Origin of the sequence: Pseudomonas sp. CM27 (genome assembly GCF_013179515.1) — a bacterium.
Taxonomy (GTDB): Bacteria; Pseudomonadota; Gammaproteobacteria; order Pseudomonadales; family Pseudomonadaceae; genus Aquipseudomonas.
In genome coordinates, this window is record NZ_JABMCN010000040.1 from 1 (window position 1) to 16,521 (window position 16,521).

General features: G+C 63.7%; 17 protein-coding genes. 8 read left to right on the top strand and 9 right to left on the bottom strand.

Features of this window, described 5'->3' with window-relative positions:
• Window positions 1–310: FAD-dependent monooxygenase (locus HP547_RS07310; RefSeq protein WP_172285915.1), on the top strand; the 310-nt coding region annotated here is incomplete at its 5' end.
• Between the two features lie 131 nt (window positions 311–441).
• On the opposite strand, the gene HP547_RS07315 is transcribed toward HP547_RS07310, so the two are convergent.
• Window positions 442–1,098 carry an ankyrin repeat domain-containing protein gene (locus HP547_RS07315; protein ID WP_172285916.1) on the bottom strand — a complete coding sequence of 219 codons (657 nt, stop codon included), beginning with the start codon at window positions 1,096–1,098 and terminating at the stop codon, window positions 442–444.
• Between the two features lie 117 nt (window positions 1,099–1,215).
• Between HP547_RS07315 and ggt the strand changes: the two genes are divergently transcribed.
• The 3 genes from ggt (at window position 1,216) to sodC (ending at window position 4,587) form a co-directional block, all read left to right on the top strand.
• Entirely contained in the window at window positions 1,216–3,006 is a 1,791-nt protein-coding gene (ggt, locus tag HP547_RS07320; protein WP_172221252.1) for a gamma-glutamyltransferase, read from the top strand.
• A gap of 70 nt (window positions 3,007–3,076) precedes the next feature.
• On the top strand, window positions 3,077–3,958 hold the full coding sequence (locus HP547_RS07325; RefSeq protein ID WP_172221255.1) for a LysR substrate-binding domain-containing protein: 882 nt from the start codon (window positions 3,077–3,079) through the stop codon (window positions 3,956–3,958).
• Window positions 3,959–4,071: 113 nt separating this feature from the next.
• Complete coding sequence (sodC, locus tag HP547_RS07330) at window positions 4,072–4,587, top strand: superoxide dismutase family protein (protein ID WP_172221258.1); 516 nt, start codon at window positions 4,072–4,074, stop codon at window positions 4,585–4,587.
• Between the two features lie 389 nt (window positions 4,588–4,976).
• Here sodC and ctlX read toward each other — a convergent pair whose 3' ends face one another.
• Window positions 4,977–5,885: a citrulline utilization hydrolase CtlX gene (ctlX, locus tag HP547_RS07335; protein WP_218583468.1), complete on the bottom strand. Its 909-nt coding sequence runs from the start codon at window positions 5,883–5,885 to the stop codon at window positions 4,977–4,979.
• A 68-nt stretch (window positions 5,886–5,953) separates the two neighbouring features.
• The gene (locus tag HP547_RS07340; protein WP_172285917.1) at window positions 5,954–7,006 is read right to left on the bottom strand and encodes an ornithine cyclodeaminase; all 1,053 of its coding nucleotides are present in this window, start codon (window positions 7,004–7,006) and stop codon (window positions 5,954–5,956) included.
• A 189-nt stretch (window positions 7,007–7,195) separates the two neighbouring features.
• Between HP547_RS07340 and HP547_RS07345 the strand changes: the two genes are divergently transcribed.
• Together HP547_RS07345 and HP547_RS07350 are read left to right on the top strand one after the other, a co-directional pair.
• Window positions 7,196–7,618, top strand: coding sequence for an Lrp/AsnC family transcriptional regulator (locus tag HP547_RS07345; protein ID WP_172221267.1), 423 nt, complete (start codon window positions 7,196–7,198; stop codon window positions 7,616–7,618).
• Window positions 7,619–7,947: 329 nt separating this feature from the next.
• Window positions 7,948–9,366 carry an amino acid permease gene (locus tag HP547_RS07350; protein WP_172221270.1) on the top strand — a complete coding sequence of 473 codons (1,419 nt, stop codon included), beginning with the start codon at window positions 7,948–7,950 and terminating at the stop codon, window positions 9,364–9,366.
• 35 nt (window positions 9,367–9,401) lie between these two features.
• Here HP547_RS07350 and HP547_RS07355 read toward each other — a convergent pair whose 3' ends face one another.
• The 5 genes from HP547_RS07355 to HP547_RS07375 form a co-directional block, all read right to left on the bottom strand.
• Window positions 9,402–9,554 carry a hypothetical protein gene (locus tag HP547_RS07355; RefSeq protein ID WP_175586149.1) on the bottom strand — a complete coding sequence of 51 codons (153 nt, stop codon included), beginning with the start codon at window positions 9,552–9,554 and terminating at the stop codon, window positions 9,402–9,404.
• A gap of 78 nt (window positions 9,555–9,632) precedes the next feature.
• Window positions 9,633–10,232, bottom strand: a complete 600-nt coding sequence (locus HP547_RS07360) for an START domain-containing protein (RefSeq protein WP_172221273.1) — start codon at window positions 10,230–10,232, stop codon at window positions 9,633–9,635.
• Window positions 10,233–10,322: 90 nt separating this feature from the next.
• A complete protein-coding gene (locus HP547_RS07365) occupies window positions 10,323–11,159 on the bottom strand; it encodes a bifunctional allantoicase/(S)-ureidoglycine aminohydrolase (RefSeq protein WP_172221276.1) in 837 nt (278 codons plus the stop codon).
• Between the two features lie 106 nt (window positions 11,160–11,265).
• Window positions 11,266–12,657 carry an LLM class flavin-dependent oxidoreductase gene (locus tag HP547_RS07370; protein WP_172221279.1) on the bottom strand — a complete coding sequence of 464 codons (1,392 nt, stop codon included), beginning with the start codon at window positions 12,655–12,657 and terminating at the stop codon, window positions 11,266–11,268.
• 16 nt (window positions 12,658–12,673) lie between these two features.
• Window positions 12,674–13,654: an aliphatic sulfonate ABC transporter substrate-binding protein gene (locus HP547_RS07375; RefSeq protein ID WP_172285918.1), complete on the bottom strand. Its 981-nt coding sequence runs from the start codon at window positions 13,652–13,654 to the stop codon at window positions 12,674–12,676.
• A 198-nt stretch (window positions 13,655–13,852) separates the two neighbouring features.
• On the opposite strand from HP547_RS07375, the gene HP547_RS07380 reads away from it, so the two are divergent.
• Window positions 13,853–14,737: a hypothetical protein gene (locus HP547_RS07380; RefSeq protein ID WP_172221287.1), complete on the top strand. Its 885-nt coding sequence runs from the start codon at window positions 13,853–13,855 to the stop codon at window positions 14,735–14,737.
• Window positions 14,738–14,745: 8 nt separating this feature from the next.
• Here the strand turns inward: HP547_RS07380 and HP547_RS07385 are convergent, their stop codons facing one another.
• Complete coding sequence (locus HP547_RS07385; protein ID WP_172221290.1) at window positions 14,746–15,630, bottom strand: DMT family transporter; 885 nt, start codon at window positions 15,628–15,630, stop codon at window positions 14,746–14,748.
• Window positions 15,631–15,799: 169 nt separating this feature from the next.
• Between HP547_RS07385 and HP547_RS07390 the strand changes: the two genes are divergently transcribed.
• Window positions 15,800–16,471, top strand: a complete 672-nt coding sequence (locus tag HP547_RS07390; protein ID WP_172221293.1) for a TetR/AcrR family transcriptional regulator — start codon at window positions 15,800–15,802, stop codon at window positions 16,469–16,471.
• Window positions 16,472–16,521 lie beyond the last annotated feature (50 nt).

A 16,521-nucleotide genomic window follows, 5' to 3' on the forward strand; every position in this document is an offset into this window, starting at 1 on the left:
AACCGGGGCCAAGGGCTTGAACCTGGCTGCGTCGGACGTCAACTACCTGTACCGGATCCTGGTCAAGGTGTACCGCGAAGGGCGCACCGACCTGCTGCAGCAGTACTCGCCGCTGGCCTTGCGCCGGGTATGGAAAGGCGAGCGTTTCAGCTGGTTCATGACCCAGCTGCTGCATGACTTCGGTAACCACAAGGACGCCTGGGACCAGAAGATGCAGGAGGCTGACCGCGAGTACTTCCTGACATCGCCGGCGGGGCTGGTGAACATTGCCGAGAACTATGTGGGGCTGCCGTACGAAGATGTGGTCTGACCGAAAGTTGCGGAAATTTCAACGCATGCACTGAACCGGTAGGAGCAGCCTTGTACTGCGAAGAGGCCAATACTGCAACATCCAATTGCCAGTCATAACGGCCTTTCGCAGCACAAAACTGCTCCTGCAAGCTATGCCTGGCGCGCAAGCAGTTTTTGCATCTCTCGATATCCCCGCTGCCGCGCGTGCTCCAGCGCTGTCACGCCATCCTTGTCGGCAATCTGCCGATCTGCCCCGGCCGCCAGCAACCGGCGCACAATCTCCACATGCCGCGGCCCGCCATCGCCCAGAATCACCGCCTCCAGCAGCGCGGTCCAGTGCAACCAGTTGAGGTGATTCACATCTACCCCGGCATCGATCAGCATTTGCACCGTCTCGACATGCCCGCGCTCGGCCGCAGGGATCAGCGCAGTCCCGCCGTAACGGTTGGTGCTCTTCAGGTCGGCGCCGTGACTCAGGGTCAGTTGCAGGATGTCGTTCAGGCCACGGGCGCCGGCATACAGGTAGGGGCTGTCATTGATGTTGTCCTTGGCATTCACGTCGGCACCGGCCTCGATCAGTGCCTGGGCCGCTGCGATCTGGTTGTCTTGGGTGGCGACCATCAGGGCAGTGCGGCCCTGCTCGTCACGGCTGTCCAGCCGGGCACCTTGTTTCAGCAACTGTTGCAACGTGCGTACGTCGTTTATGCGGGCTGCGTTGTGCAGGCGGTTGTCCATGGGGCTGGTCTCGGCGTGGGCGGCAAGGCTGCTGAACAGGGCGAACAACAAGGTTGCGAGTGATAAACGCATGGGGCAAGGTCCTCGATGGCTTGCCTGCATCCTAGAAAAAATACGCCAGGGCTTGAAGTCAAGTTTGTGCATGACCCACAGTGACTTTCCTGATAGCTGATGGCAGGACGCGCAACCATGAGATTTCCAACGCCGCTGGTCGGCGCCCTTTGCCTGCTGGCTGCCAGTGGCTGGGTCTGCGCCGACCAGCTTCTGCCTGCGCCACCAGAGCTGGCATCCGGTTACCGCAGCGGCCTGCAGCCGGTGCATGCCAGCCGGCATATGGCTGCCGCAGCCAACCCGCTGGCCAGCGAGGCGGGACGGGCGATGCTGCGGGCCGGAGGCAGCGCCATCGATGCCGCAATTGCCATGCAGATGGTGCTGACCCTGGTCGAACCGCAATCCAGTGGCATTGGTGGCGGGGCGTTCATCCTGTACTGGGATGGCAAGCGTGTGCAGGCTTTTGATGGCCGCGAGGCGGCACCGGCGGCGGTGACGGAAAAACTGTTCCTGCAGGCCGATGGCACACCCATGCCGTTCCGGACGGCGCAGATCGGTGGGCGTTCGGTAGGCGTGCCTGGGGTCTTGCGTGCGCTGAAGCTGGCTCACGAGCAGCACGGCAAGCTGCCGTGGCGCGACCTGTTCGCACCCGCCATCGGGTTGGCGCGAAATGGTTTCCCGGTCTCCCGGCGCCTTCATGCTTTGGTGGCCGGCGACCCGTACATTGCCGGGTCGCCGAGCATGGCCAGTTACTTCCTGGATCAACAAGGCCGGCCACTGCAGGTGGGCACGACCCTGCGCAACCCGGCGTTGGCGCAAACCTTCGAGCAGATCGCGGCGCAAGGTCCCGAAGTGTTCTACAGCGGCGAGATCGCCGAAGCCATCGTGGACAAGGTACGCAACCACGCCAATGCCGGCTACTTGTCCCTGCAGGATTTGCGGCAGTACCAGGCCAGGCAGCGCGAACCGGTCTGCGGCCCTTACAAGGCCTGGCGCATCTGTGGCATGCCGCCGCCATCTTCGGGCGGGGTGACAGTGTTGCAGACGCTGGGCATTCTTGAGGCTGCACAGCGCGCAGCACCGCAACGCGACCTCGCAGCGTTGCCGCCTGTCGCGACCACATCCCCGGCCGGCCTCGAGGCTCGGCCACTGGCCGTGCACCTGATCGCCGAGGCGGAGCGCCTTGCCTATGCCGACCGTGCCCAGTACCTGGCCGACAGCGATTATGTACCGGTGCCGGTCAAGGCGCTGACCGATTCCGCCTACCTGGCCAGCCGTGCCAGGCAGATTACCGCGCACAGCATGAAGCAGGCCCGCCCGGGCCAGCCGCACGGCGCGGACCTGGCGCTGGCCCCGGACCGCTCGCCACTGCGCATTTCCACCTCGCACCTCAGCGCGGTGGATGACGCCGGCCAGGCCCTGGCCATGACCACCTCGGTGGAGGCTGCGTTCGGTTCGCACCTGATGGTCAAGGGCTTCTTGCTCAACAATCACCTGACCGACTTCTCGTTCATCCCGCAGGAACAGGGCAAACCTGTGGCCAACCGGGTGCAGCCAGGCAAGCGCCCGCTCTCGGCCATGGCGCCCACGCTGGTGTTCTCGCGTGCTTCTGGTGAACTGGTGGCCAGCCTCGGCTCACCGGGCGGCTCACAGATCATCGGCTATGTGAACAAGGCCCTGATCGGCCTGCTGGATTGGCAGCTCGACCCGCAGCAGGCCGCTGGCCTGCCCAACTTCGGCAGCCGCAATGCCGGCACCGAGGTGGAAGCGGGCCTGGCCAGTCCGGCGCTGATCCGGCAGCTGGCGGCCTGGGGTCATGAGGTGACGCCCATGACCATGACCAGCGGCATGCAGATCATCCAGCGCCATGGCGAAGGCTGGTCGGGCGGGGCCGACCCCCGGCGTGAAGGTGTCGCCCTGGGTGATTAGCCCATCGCGTTGCGGTGCACGAGGTGGCGTGATAGAAGTCAGGCTTGCCATTCAGCAGTTGAATATCAAGATGTCTATCAGCGTTAAATCGAATAGGGCCCTGTTCGACCTCGACCTGCTGCGCGCCATCGTCGTGGTGGCCGATTGCGGCAGCTTTACCACCGCAGCCGCGCGCCTGCATTCGACCCAGTCGACCATCAGCCAGAAGGTGCGCCGCCTGGAGGACATGGTCGGCCACCGCCTGTTGGTGCGTGGCAACCGCGACGTGCTGCCGACCGACGCAGGGCAGACCTTGCTCGGCTACGCCCGGCACATGCTGGCGCTGAACGACCAGATGCTCGAAGCCCTGGCCGGGGCGATGGTGGGCACCACGGTGCGCCTTGGCGTGCCCGAGGACTTCGTTGGCGGGCGTACCACCAATGCGCTGTCGGCCTTCAGTCGCCTGCACCCGCAGGTAAAACTCGAGGTGACCAGCGGCCTGTGCCGTGACCTCAGCCAGGCCTACGACAACGGTGAGCTCGACCTGGTGCTGCTCAAGCAGCGGCGCAACACCCGCGAAGGCGTGGCCTGCTGGCCCGAGCGGTTGCAATGGATCGACAGCGCGCGCTCCCCGGCTTTCGAGCTGGACCCGATCCCGCTGGTGACCTTCCCACCCCGTGGCCTCTACCGCGAAGACATGATCAGTGCAATCGAAGGCATGGGCCGGCGCTGGCGCATCAGTTTCACCAGCTCCAGCCTCAGCGGCATCCAGGCGGCGGTTGCCGATGGCATGGGCATCAGCCTGCTGCCGCCAAGGGCGGCGACTGGCGAGCATCAGGTGCTGGGAGGCAGGCAGGGGCTGCCGGAGGTCGACAGCTATGAAATCGTCATTGTCCACCGGCCGACAGCGGACGTGATGATCAAGGCGCTGGCCGAGGTGATGACGCAACTGCTGGCGGGCGGCGGCATCTAGCGGCCAAGGGGGAAGTGTTTCAGTCTGTGGCTGGAGGGAATGCATGGCAGTCTGCGCAGTCCCACCTGTTACGTGGGTACGACGCCCAACATCCCAAGCCATGGAGAAACATGATGAAAGCAGCAGTATTCGCCGCATTGCTGGCCAGCACCGGCCTGGCCCAGGCGGCCCAGACTGTGGAACTCAAGCTTGCAGGTGCCGATGGCCCGGGCAAGTCGATCGGCACCATCAGCATCGAGCAGAACAAGTACGGCACTTTGCTGACCCCGGACCTCAAGGACCTGCCGCCGGGTGTGCATGGCTTCCATCTGCACCAGAAAGGGTCTTGTGCAGCGGCTGAAGAGGGCGGCAAGAGCGTGCCGGCCGGGGCTGCCGGTGGTCATTGGGACCCGGACACCAGCAATGCCCACAAAGGCCCGTACGATGACAGCGGCCATCGCGGGGACTTGCCGGCGCTGTATGTCGGGGCGGATGGCAAGGCCACTTACCCGGTGCTGGCGCCGCGCCTCAAAGCCGAGGATTTCAAAGGCCACGCGCTGATGGTGCATGCTGGCGGTGATAACCATAGCGACCACCCCGCGAAGCTTGGCGGGGGTGGGGCGCGGGTGGCGTGTGGGGTGGTGGAGTAGCAGGTTGTGATCCCAGCGGGATAGTCATGGAGCCCTATAGGGATCCCATAAGGGTAGACAGGTGTTTGCCACAAGATATGCAGCGCCTGTGAGATCGAGCGCCGCCCGCGCGGCGCTTCGCGGGGCAAGAGAGTGTCAGTCAGTTAAGGCTAATGGGGCTGCTGCGCAGCCCATCGCCGCGGTTCGTCGCCACGACAAGCCAGCTCCCACCCCGACCGCATCGAATTCAAGCCATGCGCCGTACTTGTGGGAGCCTGGCTTGCCGGCGATGGGCCGCAAAGCGGCCCCAATTGCTTAACTGCCTGGCATTAGGGCTTGCCCCGCGAAGCGTCGCGCGGGCGGCGCTAGACCTCACAGGCGATGCAAATGCGATGGCAAGCACCCGTGAGTCAGGCACACGCCGCAATCAGGCGCGGTGACAGGTGAATCCCGGCAATCATGCAGCGCACCGAGCCGCCGGCCATTTCGATGGTCGGCACGTCCAGCGGCACTAGCCGCGCCGAGCGTTCGATGCGCTGGCGCTGCTCGGCGGTCAGGCTGTCGAAGGCCTTGCGTGACAGCGCCAGGATGCGCCCGTCACGCCCGGACAGCTCGATGGCATTGCCGGCGAACTGGCTGATCTGCAGGTTGCTCAGCGCGATCACATCGCGGCCCGATTCAATCAGGCGCATCCGCACTTCTTCAGCCCGCGCCTTGTTGGTGAACGTGTCAAACCCCACCAGGGCAAACTCGGTCGCCACGCACATCAGCACGTTGGTGTGGTAGATCGGCGTGCCGTGCTCATCGGCAGTATCGAACACCATCGGCTCGAAATTGAAGTGCGTGCTGAAACGCTCGAGGGCAATCGGGTCGGCGCGGTTGGAGCGTGCGGTGTAGGCCACCCGCGACAGGTGGTCGAAGACCATGGCGCCGGTGCCCTCAAGGAACAGGTCGTCCTGTTCCAGCCCCGAATAGTCGATCACATCCTGCACGCGGTACTCATGCTTGAGCATCTCGATCACATCGGCGCGGCGCTCGCGGCGGCGGTTGCGCGAGTACATCGAGTAGATCGCGATGTGCCCACCTGGATGCGTGGAGAACCAGTTGTTGGGGAATACCGAGTCCGGGGTGTCGTGCTCGCCAAAATCGTCGAACAGGTGCACGCGCACGCCTTCGGCTTCCAGCCTGCCGGCGGCGTGGGTCACTTCATCGCGGGCCACTTCGGCCAGGTGCTGCCCGGCAGCCCCGCTGCTGCTGCGCTGGAACGAGTTGTCGGCTGCGGTTTCCGGGTTGGGGGTGAACGCATGCGGCCTGACCATGACCACTGCTGCAGGTGCTTGAATCGAACGCGTTGGAAATGCCATGTAGAAATACCGGTTGGGAAAGGTCAGGCAACGCGTCGGATGCGGGTTTTGGCAGCACGGCCACGGGTATGGCTGAACAGGTCTTTAGGGTCGTCTTCCACCCACGGCACCAGGTCGATCTTCTCGCCCATGCCGCGCTTTTCCGCTTGCTGTAATACGTACCGTAGCACGGTGTAGTCTTCGAGGGCGAAGCCCACCGAGTCGAACACGGTGACCTGGCTGTCGCTCTGGCGGCCCTCGGTTTCGCCTCGCAGCACGCGCCACAGGTCGACCACCGGGAAGTCCGCTGGCAATTGCTGGATATCGCCTTCAATGCGGGTTTGCGGCTCGTACTCGACGAACACCCGGGCGTTGCGCAGCACATCGGCATGCAGCTCGGTCTTGCCCGGGCAGTCGCCACCCACGGCGTTCAGGTGCATGCCGGGTTCGAGCATGTCGGCGGTGATGATGGTGGCGTAAGCCTTGTCGGCCGTCACCGTGGTGATGATGTCGACGCCTTTCACCGCTTCGGCCACCGAGCTTGCGCGGCGGATGGTCAGGCCGCTGTATTCCTTGAGGTTGGCGATCAGCTTGGCAGTGGCCAGCGGGTCGGTGTCATAGGCGACGATTTCTTCGATGCCCAGATGTTTGTGGAAGGCCAGGGCCTGGAACTCGCTCTGCGCACCGTTACCGATCAGCGCCATCTTGCGTGAGTTGGGCCGCGCCAGTGCCTGCGCCGCCATCAACGAGGTGGCCGCAGTGCGCAGCGCGGTGGCGATGGTCAGTTCGGACAGCAGCACCGGGTAGCCGGTATCGACATCGGCCAGCACGCCAAAAGCCATTACCGTATGCAAGTCACGGGCAGTGTTGGCCGGGTGGCCGTTGACGTATTTGAAGGCGTAGCGGCTGTTATCGGCCACGGGCATCAGTTCGATCACGCCCACTTCCGAGTGGCTGGCGACACGCGCGGATTTATCAAACTCTTGCCAGCGCATGAAGTCATCACGAATGGCCGCAGCCAGTTCGCCAATGAACGGCGCTACGCCAATGTCATGCACCAAGTCCGACATGGTTGGAACATCAATGAAATACGTCATGTGCTTGCACCTTGTTATTGTGCACTCACCCCGCAATGCAGGGTAAACGCTTGAAATTGTCGAAGTGTCGCGGCCTGAATATTTTGCGGCAGGGTTACGTCAACCGGAAGAATGCAGGTTGCCAGTTTCGTCAACTTTCTAGACAATCTGCCACCCCAAAGTAGCAATCTGATTATTTGGCAGGATTAAATGGATACTATCGATCGGGAACTGATTGCGCTGTTACGGGACAACGCGCGTACCCCGGTGCTGACCTTGGCGAAGAAGCTCAAGGTGGCCCGGGCAACCGTGCAAAACCGCATCACCCGGCTCGAAGAGCAGGGCGTGATCATCGGCTACACGGTACGCCTGCGCTCCGATGCGCTGGACCAGGGTGTACGGGCAATCACCAGCATCGGCATCAGCGGCCACCACGCCGCAGAGGTCAAGCACGCGCTGCGTGGGCACCCCAACGTGGTGGCGATCCATACCACCAACGGCCGTTGGGACCTGATGGCAGAGCTGCGCGCCGACACCCTGGAAGCCTTCGACCGGGCGTTGAACGCCATTCGCTCGATACAACACATCGAAAACACCGAGACCAGCATCCTGCTCTCGACCTACAAGATGTGACCGAAGGGTCAAGCGTTGGGCCCCGCGCATTGCGCAAACTGTCACCCAGGCTTTTCACACTGCACAAAATCGCGTTGGCGCTGTGCACTCTGTAGCGTTCCGCTTGACCTGGGCCGCTGGCAAAATTAAACGGCTTTCGCGGCACGTCACCCGGGTGCGTTTCAATTGAATAGGCAAACCCGCTGCGAAGTTGCGCCGGGCACTGTCAGTCATCTGTGTTACTCCCCACGCTTCGTCAGTCTTTGATGACTTGAACCTGCACGTCAGTCCCTATTAACGGGTGCGGTGCGGGATGCTGAGGTTTTACAAAAAAGAATAAGAGGTCAACTATGCAGCAAACGTGCAATGCGCAAAGCACACCGCCGGAAGCGGGTCGCGTGCTTAAACGGCGACTGGAAAACCGGCATATCCAGCTTATTTCGATCAGTGGCGCCATTGGTACCGGCCTGTTCATGGGGTCGGGCAAGATCATTGCGCTTTCCGGCACTTCGATCATTCTCGTCTATGCCATCATCGGCTTCTTCGTTTTCTGCATCATGCGCGCCATGGGCGAGATGCTGCTGGCCAACCTGCAGATGGAGTCGTTCGCCGAGCTGGTGCACAACTACCTGGGCCCACGGGCCGGCTTCATCCTCAGTTGGTCGTACTGGCTCAGCTGGGTGGTGGCGGCGGTGGGTGATGTGGTGGTGGTAGCGGGGTTCTTCCAGTACTGGTACCCCGATGTGCCCACCTGGCTGCCGGCATTTGCCACCATGTTCCTGCTATTGGGGCTGAACATGCTGGCGGTGAAGGCGTTCGGTGAAGTGGAGTTCTGGTTCGGCCTGATCAAGATCGTGGCCATCGTGCTACTGGTGGTGACCGGGCTGGTCATGGTCGCCACGTCCTACACCAGCCCGGTCGGCGTAACCGCATCGTTCAGCCACCTGGTGGCGCCGGGGGTGGTCATGCCCCATGGCTTCCTTGGCTTCCTTGCCGGCTTCCAGATCGCGATCTTCTCCTTTGTGGGTACCGAACTGATCGGCACCGCAGCGGCAGAGGCCAAGGACCCGGAAAAGACCTTGCCCAAGGCCATCAACACCATCCCGGTGCGCATCCTGCTGTTCTATATCTGTTCGCTGGTGTGCATCATCAGCGTCATCTCCTGGGCCAATGTGCCGGCTAACCGCAGTCCGTTTGTCGAGCTGTTCCTGCTTGGCGGGCTGCCAGCCGCGGCCGGTATCATCAATTTTGTGGTGCTGACTTCGGCCGCCTCGTCAGCCAACAGTGGCGTGTATTCGGGCTCGAGGATGCTGTACGGCCTGTCGCATCAGCAGCAGGCGCCGGTGGCCTTCGGCCGGCTGTCGGGCTCGGGCACGCCGGTGCGCGCGCTGGTGTTCTCGGGGGTGTGCATGGCCATTGCGCTGACGCTGCTGTTCGTGATCCCGGAAGTAATGACGGTGTTCACCCTGGTGTCGACCATTTCTGCCGTGATGATCATCGTTACCTGGTCGTTGATCCTGATGTCCTACTTCGCCTACCGCCGGCAAAACCCGTTGGCGCATGCCCAGTCGAAGTTCAAGCTGCCGGGCGGCAAGGTCACCGCAGCGCTGTCGCAGCTGTTCCTGATCTTCGTGCTGTGCCTGCTGGCGCTGGAACCGGACACTCGCACCGCGCTGTATGTGATGCCCTTGTGGTACGGGGGGTTGTTGTTGGCTTATCGGCGCAGGGCCAAGGCGTGTGCGCAGCTGCAGGCCGCCACCGCAGCGTAGAATTTTCGGGCTGCGCAGCAGCCCCGCTTGACTGCTCAGCCAGCGGGCGATGCATCGCGCAGCCAGTCCACCAGCCCCAGGATCGTCGGCGTGACGGTTCGCCCTTGTGGCACCACCAGGTAATAAACCTCACGCCGCTGCACGACCTGGTCGGTGAGGCGATCGAACACCGAGGCGGTCTTCTGCATGGATCGGACATTACCGCGGACAGCGCCTGGCCCTCGCTGGTCTGGCGGGTACCGCGATGCAGGCGCTGGAGCAGCCCTTCAAGGCTGGCGCTCCGCCACCGCCCGCAAGGTGCGCAATGTCACGACCGGCGCATCCACCACAAACCGGTTGGCCAGCCACCCCGGCACGTCCCCGGCAGGGTCGGCCTGCAACTGGTAAGTGACCTCGGTCTCGCGCTCACCCAAGGGTTTCATCCGCCACTCACCGCTCAACCGCTGCACCCGGATCAGCCCCTCGACCTTGGGGATCCTGTCGGGCTCGGCGCTGAGGTGCCGCAGCAGGGTGCCGTCTTCCAGGCGTTCGCTGGTGACCTTCAGCACGATATCCCGCGGCATCGTCGGCCATGGCAGGTTGGTGGTCAGGTACACCCAGGTGCGGTCGCCGTCCACGTCCAGCAAGCGCATCTGATCGCAGGCGTACAGCCACTTGCAGGCCACCCGCAGGTTCTCCTGCAGGTCGGTGAGGGTACGCACGCTGGCTTTCATGGTGCTGACCCCTCGAAACTGCTGGTAGGACGAGTCGCTGGCAGCGCTCAGGTACACGCGAATGCCTTCGCGGTCGTAGGCCAGGCTCCAGTCATCGGCGGCCAGGGCAGGGGTGCACAGCAGCAGGGTGGCGAGCAGCAGGCAGCGGTTCATGGCTGGCACCGCGCGGGGACGAAGTGTCTGAGTATGCGCGGCAAACAGAAAGCCCGCCAGGTTGGCGGGCTTGCGGGCATCAGCGTGGGCTTAGCGCTTGGGGTTGAGCGTCAGGTGCACATGACGGTTGACGTCCTTGTACAGCAGGTAGCTGAAGTTGCCTGGGCCGCCGGCGTAGCAGGCCTGCGGGCAGAAGGCGCGCAGCCACATGAAGTCGCCGGCTTCCACTTCGACCCAGTCCTGGTTCAGGCGGTACACGGCCTTGCCTTCCAGCACATACAGGCCGTGTTCCATCACGTGGGTTTCGGCGAACGGGATCACGCCGCCTGGCTGGAAGGTGACGATGTTCACGTGCATGTCGTGGCGCATGTCGGCCATGTCGACGAAGCGGGTGGTTTTCCAGCGGCCTTCGGTGCCCGGCATTTCGATGACGGTGGCGTTGTCGCGGTGGGTGACGAAGGACTCCGGCACATCCAGGCCTTCAACTTTCTGGTAGTGCTTGCGCAGCCAGTGGAAGGTGACATTGGCCTTGCTGTTGTTGCGCAGGCTCCACTCGGCGCCCGGGGCCAGGAAGGCGTAGCTGCCCGGTACCAGGCTGTGGTGCTTGCCTTCGACGGTGATGTCCAGCTGGCCTTCGACGATGAACACCACGGCTTCGGCGTTGGCGTCCATTTCAGGGCGCTCGCTGCCGCCTTCCGGGGCCACTTCGACGATGTACTGGGAGAAGGTTTCGGCAAAACCGGTCAGCGGGCGGGCGATGACCCACATGCGCATCTTGTCCCAGAACGGCAGGTGGCTGGTGACGATGTCACGCATTACGCCCTTGGGGATGACGGCATAGGCTTCGGTGAACATGGCACGGTCAGTCAGCAGCTCGGTCTGAGCCGGGTGCCCACCGTGGGGGGCGAAGTACGATTGGTTCGACATGGACGATCTCGACTTGTTGTTCTCTCCCCATGCCTTGAACCGCACCGGCCGGTGCGGCGCAGGGGATGTGGCGACAGAATAGGGTCGAGCGCGTCCCATCCACAAATTAAATGTTGGAATACCCGGTATTTGATCGCTGAATGTCGACCTGGCGACCCACGTGCTGCTCCGGCAACCGGTCGCCCTGGCCGAACAACTTGTGGCGCAGGGTGCCGTCGGCGTAGCTCAGCGGGTAGCGGCCACGGCGTTGCAGCTCGGGCACCAACAGCTCGACGACATTGGCCAGGTCCTCCGGTTGTACGGCGTAGGTCAGGTTGAAGCCATCGATACCGGTCAGGTCCAGCCAGTGCTCCAGCTGGTCGGCAATGTCGCTGGCAGCGCCCACCAATACCGGGCCGCGGCCACCCAGGCCAACGAACCCGGCAGCCTCGCGTACGGTCCAGCGGCGGTCAGGGTCGGCTGCGGTGAAGGCGGCCAGGGCGGCTCGGCCGGCATCGTTTTCGACGTACTCGATGGGCGCGTCGGGGTCGAGGCCGGCGAAGTCGATACCGGTCCACCCCGACAGCAGCGCCAGGGCGGCGTCCAGGTCGACATGGCGGCGGTAATCGGCAAAGCGTGCCTCGGCTTCTTCGCGCGTGGGGGCGACGATCAGCAGCGCCTGGGCGTAGATCAGCACCTCGTCGCGGCCACGCCCGGCCGTTTCGCTGGCCTGGCGGATGCCGTCGGCATAACGGCGCAGCACCGTCGGCGTCGGCCCACTGATGAACACGCATTCGGCATGCTGCGCGGCAAACTGCTGGCCGCGTGCCGAGGCACCGGCCTGGAACAACACCGGCGTGCGTTGCGGCGACGGTTCGCACAGGTGCATGCCGGGGACCTGGAAATGCTCGCCAACATGGTTGATGGGGTGTACCCGGGTTGGCTCGATGTAGCGCCCGCTGTCACGCTCCAGCAGCACCGCATCGTCGTCCCAGCTTTTTTCCCACAATTTGTACAGCACCTGCAGGTATTCCTCGGCCAGGTCGTAGCGCTGGTCGTGGCCCAGCTGGCGCGCCAGGCCCAGGTTGCGCGCGGCGCTGTCGAGGTAGCCGGTGACGATGTTCCAGCCGACCCGGCCATTGCTCAGATGGTCGAGCGTGGACATGCGCCGGGCGAACGGATAGGGGTGCTCGTAGGTAAGCGAAAAGGTGACGCCGAAGCCCAGGTGCTCGGTGACCCCGGCCATGGCCGGCACCAGCAGCAGCGGGTCGTTGACCGGCACCTGCACGCCACCGCGCAGGGCGGCTTCGGGGCCGCCCTGGTAGACGTCGTAGATACCCAGCACATCGGCGATGAACAGGGCGTCGAACAGGCCGCGTTCGAGCAGCCGGGCCAGGTCGGTCCAGTAGCTGAGGCGGTTGAAGGCCACGCTGGTGTTGCGCGGGTGGCGCCACAGGCCGGGGGACTGGTGGCTGGCGGCGTTCATGCTGAAGGCGTTGAAGCGGATCGGGCGGGGCATGGCTGGCATTCTCCGCTCAAGGCAACACGGAGGCAGGGTAGACCGCATCGGCTACCTGCAGCTTGCGCGGGATGAGGCCCAGGCCCTGGAAGGTATCGGCCAGTTTCTGTTGCTCTGCAATTATTTGCGGGGTGATGGCCACGGCGTTGTAGTTGCGTCGTTCGCTGGCCACTTCCAGCACGTCGGCATTGATCCCTAGCTGTGGGGCCAGCAAGGCGGCAACCTCGGCAGGCTTGCTGTTGGCCCACTGGCTGACTCTGCCCAGTTCGGCGAAGAAGGTTTTCAGCAGGGCGCGGTGCTGGTCGGCGAAGCTGGCGGTGGACAGGTAGAAGGTGCGGTTGCTGGACAAACCGTTGCCATCGCGCAGGTTTTTCAGGCCGGGCTGGTGCTCTGCGGCGGCGAGGAACGGGTCCCACAGGGTCACGGCCTGGACGCTGCCCGATTGCAGGGCAGCTACCGCGTCGGCGGCATTGTTGACGTAGGCGGGGGTGATGTCCTGGTAGCTGAGGCCAGCCTGTTGCAAAGCCACGGCCAACAGATACTGGGCGTTCCAGCCACGGCCGGTGGCTACACGCTTGCCTTTCAGGTCCTGCACGCGGGCCAGGTGGTCCTGCTCCCGCACCACCAGGCCGATGCCGCGTGGGTAGGGTTGTTCGGCGGCCAGGTAAACCACCGGCTTGCCTGCGGCTTGGGCAAACACCAAAGGCGCGTCGGCGGCGTGGCCGAGGTCGATTGCACCAGTGCTCAGGGCTTCGAGCAACTGTGGGCCCGCAGCAAATTCGTGCCAGCTGACAGTTACCCCCTGCGGTGCCAGGGCCTTCTCCAACGCGCCGCTACCTTTGAGAATGTTGATGCTGTTGAATTTCTGGTAACCGATGCGCAAGGTCTTGGCGTCTTCGGCCACGGCTTGCGACCACGGCAGCAGGGCACTGGCGACACTGGCCAGCAAACCGCCGATCAGCAGGCGGCGCAGGGGGGAAAAGGGTCGGGAAGGCATGGGCGTTGTTCCTTGTATGGGGCAGCTAGCGATGCACCCAGACTAGGGAGATGGCCGTTGGCTTTCAATTTTAATATTTCCTTTTGTTAGATTGTTTTGTTCTTTTTATATCCTTTTGTTTTGTAACGATCTGTCGATTTTCGACATTTTTTTCACATCCGCTTGCTAGCATCCCCGGCAATCCCGAGGAGCCCCTAGATGCCGCACATCCTGCGCAAACGCAGCACCCGTATCGCTTTGACTGCCACCACTGGCCTGCTCGCGGCTACCTTCGGTTTTTTCGCATGGCAGAGTTTTTACCCGGTGCAGGCTGCAGCCGGCTGGGGCGTCGAGGTGCTGCACCGGGATGTGACCAAGGCCGCGTCGCTGTTGCCGCAAGCTGATGGCAGCCTGCTGGTCAGCCGCGAGCTGGATGATGGCCAGGGCAGCATTCTCAAGATCACCGCGCAGGGCGACCGGGTGGTGGTCATCGACAACCTGTCCAAGCCTGACGGTATGGTGGCGGCGCAGGGCGGCTGGGTGTTCAGCCAGGAAGGCGGGCTCGCTCCGGTCAGCCTGGCCCGTGATGGCCGGGTGACTCGACTGTTCGATGGCGAGAGCGTGCAGGGCCTGTGGAATGACGGCGATTACCTGTATGCCATTGAGGACCGCAAGGGCAATGGTCGTTTGATGCGCTATGACTGGAACAGCGGCCAGCTCGATGTACTGCGCGCCGGCCTGACCGAAACCGAAGGCCTCACCCGCTGCAGCGATGGCCGCCTGCTGTACACCGAGAAGGCCAATGGCAAGGTCCGCGCCCTATCCGAGGATGGCAAGGACCCGGTAGTGGTCGATGGCCTGCGTAACCCCACGTTCCTGTTCTGCGACCAGCGCGGCCTGTGGATCAGCGAAGACAACACCCATCGCGCACGCCTGCTGCGCGTTGATGCCCAGGGTATTCAGCACACTGTACTGACCTTCCTGAAAGCCCCTCAGTCCATAGCCGCCGATGGCAAGGGCGGTTACCTGCTGGCTGAAGGCGGTCGCAACCGTGTGCTGCACCTGACCCCGCCGCTGCAGCCAGATACCGCACAGCGCGACTGACCCCGCGCTTAGCTGGGCAAGCGCCGCTTGCGCCCCGGCAGCAGCCCCAGCACCAGCATGCAGCCGAGCAGAATCACCACGCCGCCGGCGGCCTGCAACAGGCTCAGCGCCTCATCGAGGAACAACGCGCCGACCACTACCGCCACCAGGGTGACCACGAACTCCACGCTGATGGCGCGGGTAGCGCCGATGCGTGCCACCAGGCCAAAGTACAGCACGTAGGTGGTGGCGCTCATCACCGCGCCGCTAAGCAGCAGGTACAGCCAGTCGCTGGCTTGCGGCACACTGGGCACCGGCACTACCAGCAGCAGTGGCAAGGTCAGCAACCCGCCCGCCAGGAACGCGCCGCCGGTTACCGTCCAGGGGTCCTGGCCGCGCAAGTGCAGGCTGGCGTAGTTGCTGCCGTAAGCGGCGCTGATGCAGCCGAGCAGCGAAGCGATGCAGCCGTGGATGAAGTCGTCATCGATAGGCCGGGCGGGGAAGCCCACCAGGATGGCGATGCCGACAATACCCAGCAGCAACCCTGCCAGGCCCTGCCGGGTGATTTTCTCAAGGCCCCAGACGCGTCCGATCAGCATCGAGAACAGCGGAATGGTGGCGACAATAATCGCCGCCATTGCCGTGCCGATGCGCGGGGTGGCGTACGACAGGCCGATCAGCTGCCCAGCCACCGTCGTGGCGCCCACCACCAGCAGCGGGACCAGCAGTGGCCGCAGGCGCAGTGTGCGGCCCAGCAGCGCGGCGAGCAGCGCCAGGGTACCCCCGGCGATCAGTGCCCGCAGGCTGACCGCGCCAACCCAGCCAAAGGCATGCACCACCTTGAGTACCACCAGGAACGAAAAGCCCCAGGCGATGGCCAGGAACAGGTAGGCGGCGAGGTCGCGCGGTTGCATGGGGCAGGGTCCGTCCGGGGCAGTGGCAGGCAGGCTAGCGGGTTGTGCCGGGCGCTGACAAGGCCAGCCAGCAGGGCTGCTACCTGGCTACCCGACCAACAGCGTGCTTCCCTGCATGGTCGCGCTCACGGATAATCCCCCTATTCCAATAAACAGCCTGTGAGTGGGTATGAGTGATTCCGTAGTCGGCCTCGGCCAGCCTGAAACCGAAGGGGTGCGCAGAACGCGCAAGAACAACCCCGAGAAAACCCGCGAGGACATCCTCCAGGCCGCCATCAACGAATTCGTCCAGCAAGGGCTGGCCGGCGCCCGCGTCGACGCCATTGCCGAGCGCACCGCCACCTCCAAGCGCATGATCTACTACTACTTCGGCAGCAAGGAGCAGCTGTACTGCGAGTGCCTGATCAAGCTGTACGGCGATATCCGCAAGACCGAGCAAAGCCTCGACCTGGAGTCGCTGCCGGCCGAGCAGGCGATCCGTCGGTTGGTGGAGTTCACCTTCGATCACCACGACCGCAATGTCGACTTCGTGCGGATCATCTGCACGGAGAACATCCACTATGGCGAATACGTGAAGCAGTCGCCGGCGATTCGCGAAATGAGCAGCCTGGTGCTCGAAGCCCTGGGCAATACCCTGCACCGTGGTGTGCAGGAAGGCGTATTCCGCACTGGCATCGAGGTTATCGACCTGCACATGCTGATGAGCGCGTTCTGCTTCTACCGGGTATCGAATCGCCACACCTTTGGCGAGATCTTCCAGATCGATCTGTCCGACGAGCAAATCAAGCTGCGCCACAAGGCCATGATCTGTGATGCGGTGCTGCGCTATATCTGCGTCTGAGCAGGCTGACAGGGTGTTGCGCCAGTGAGATCGAGCACCGCGCGGGCGGC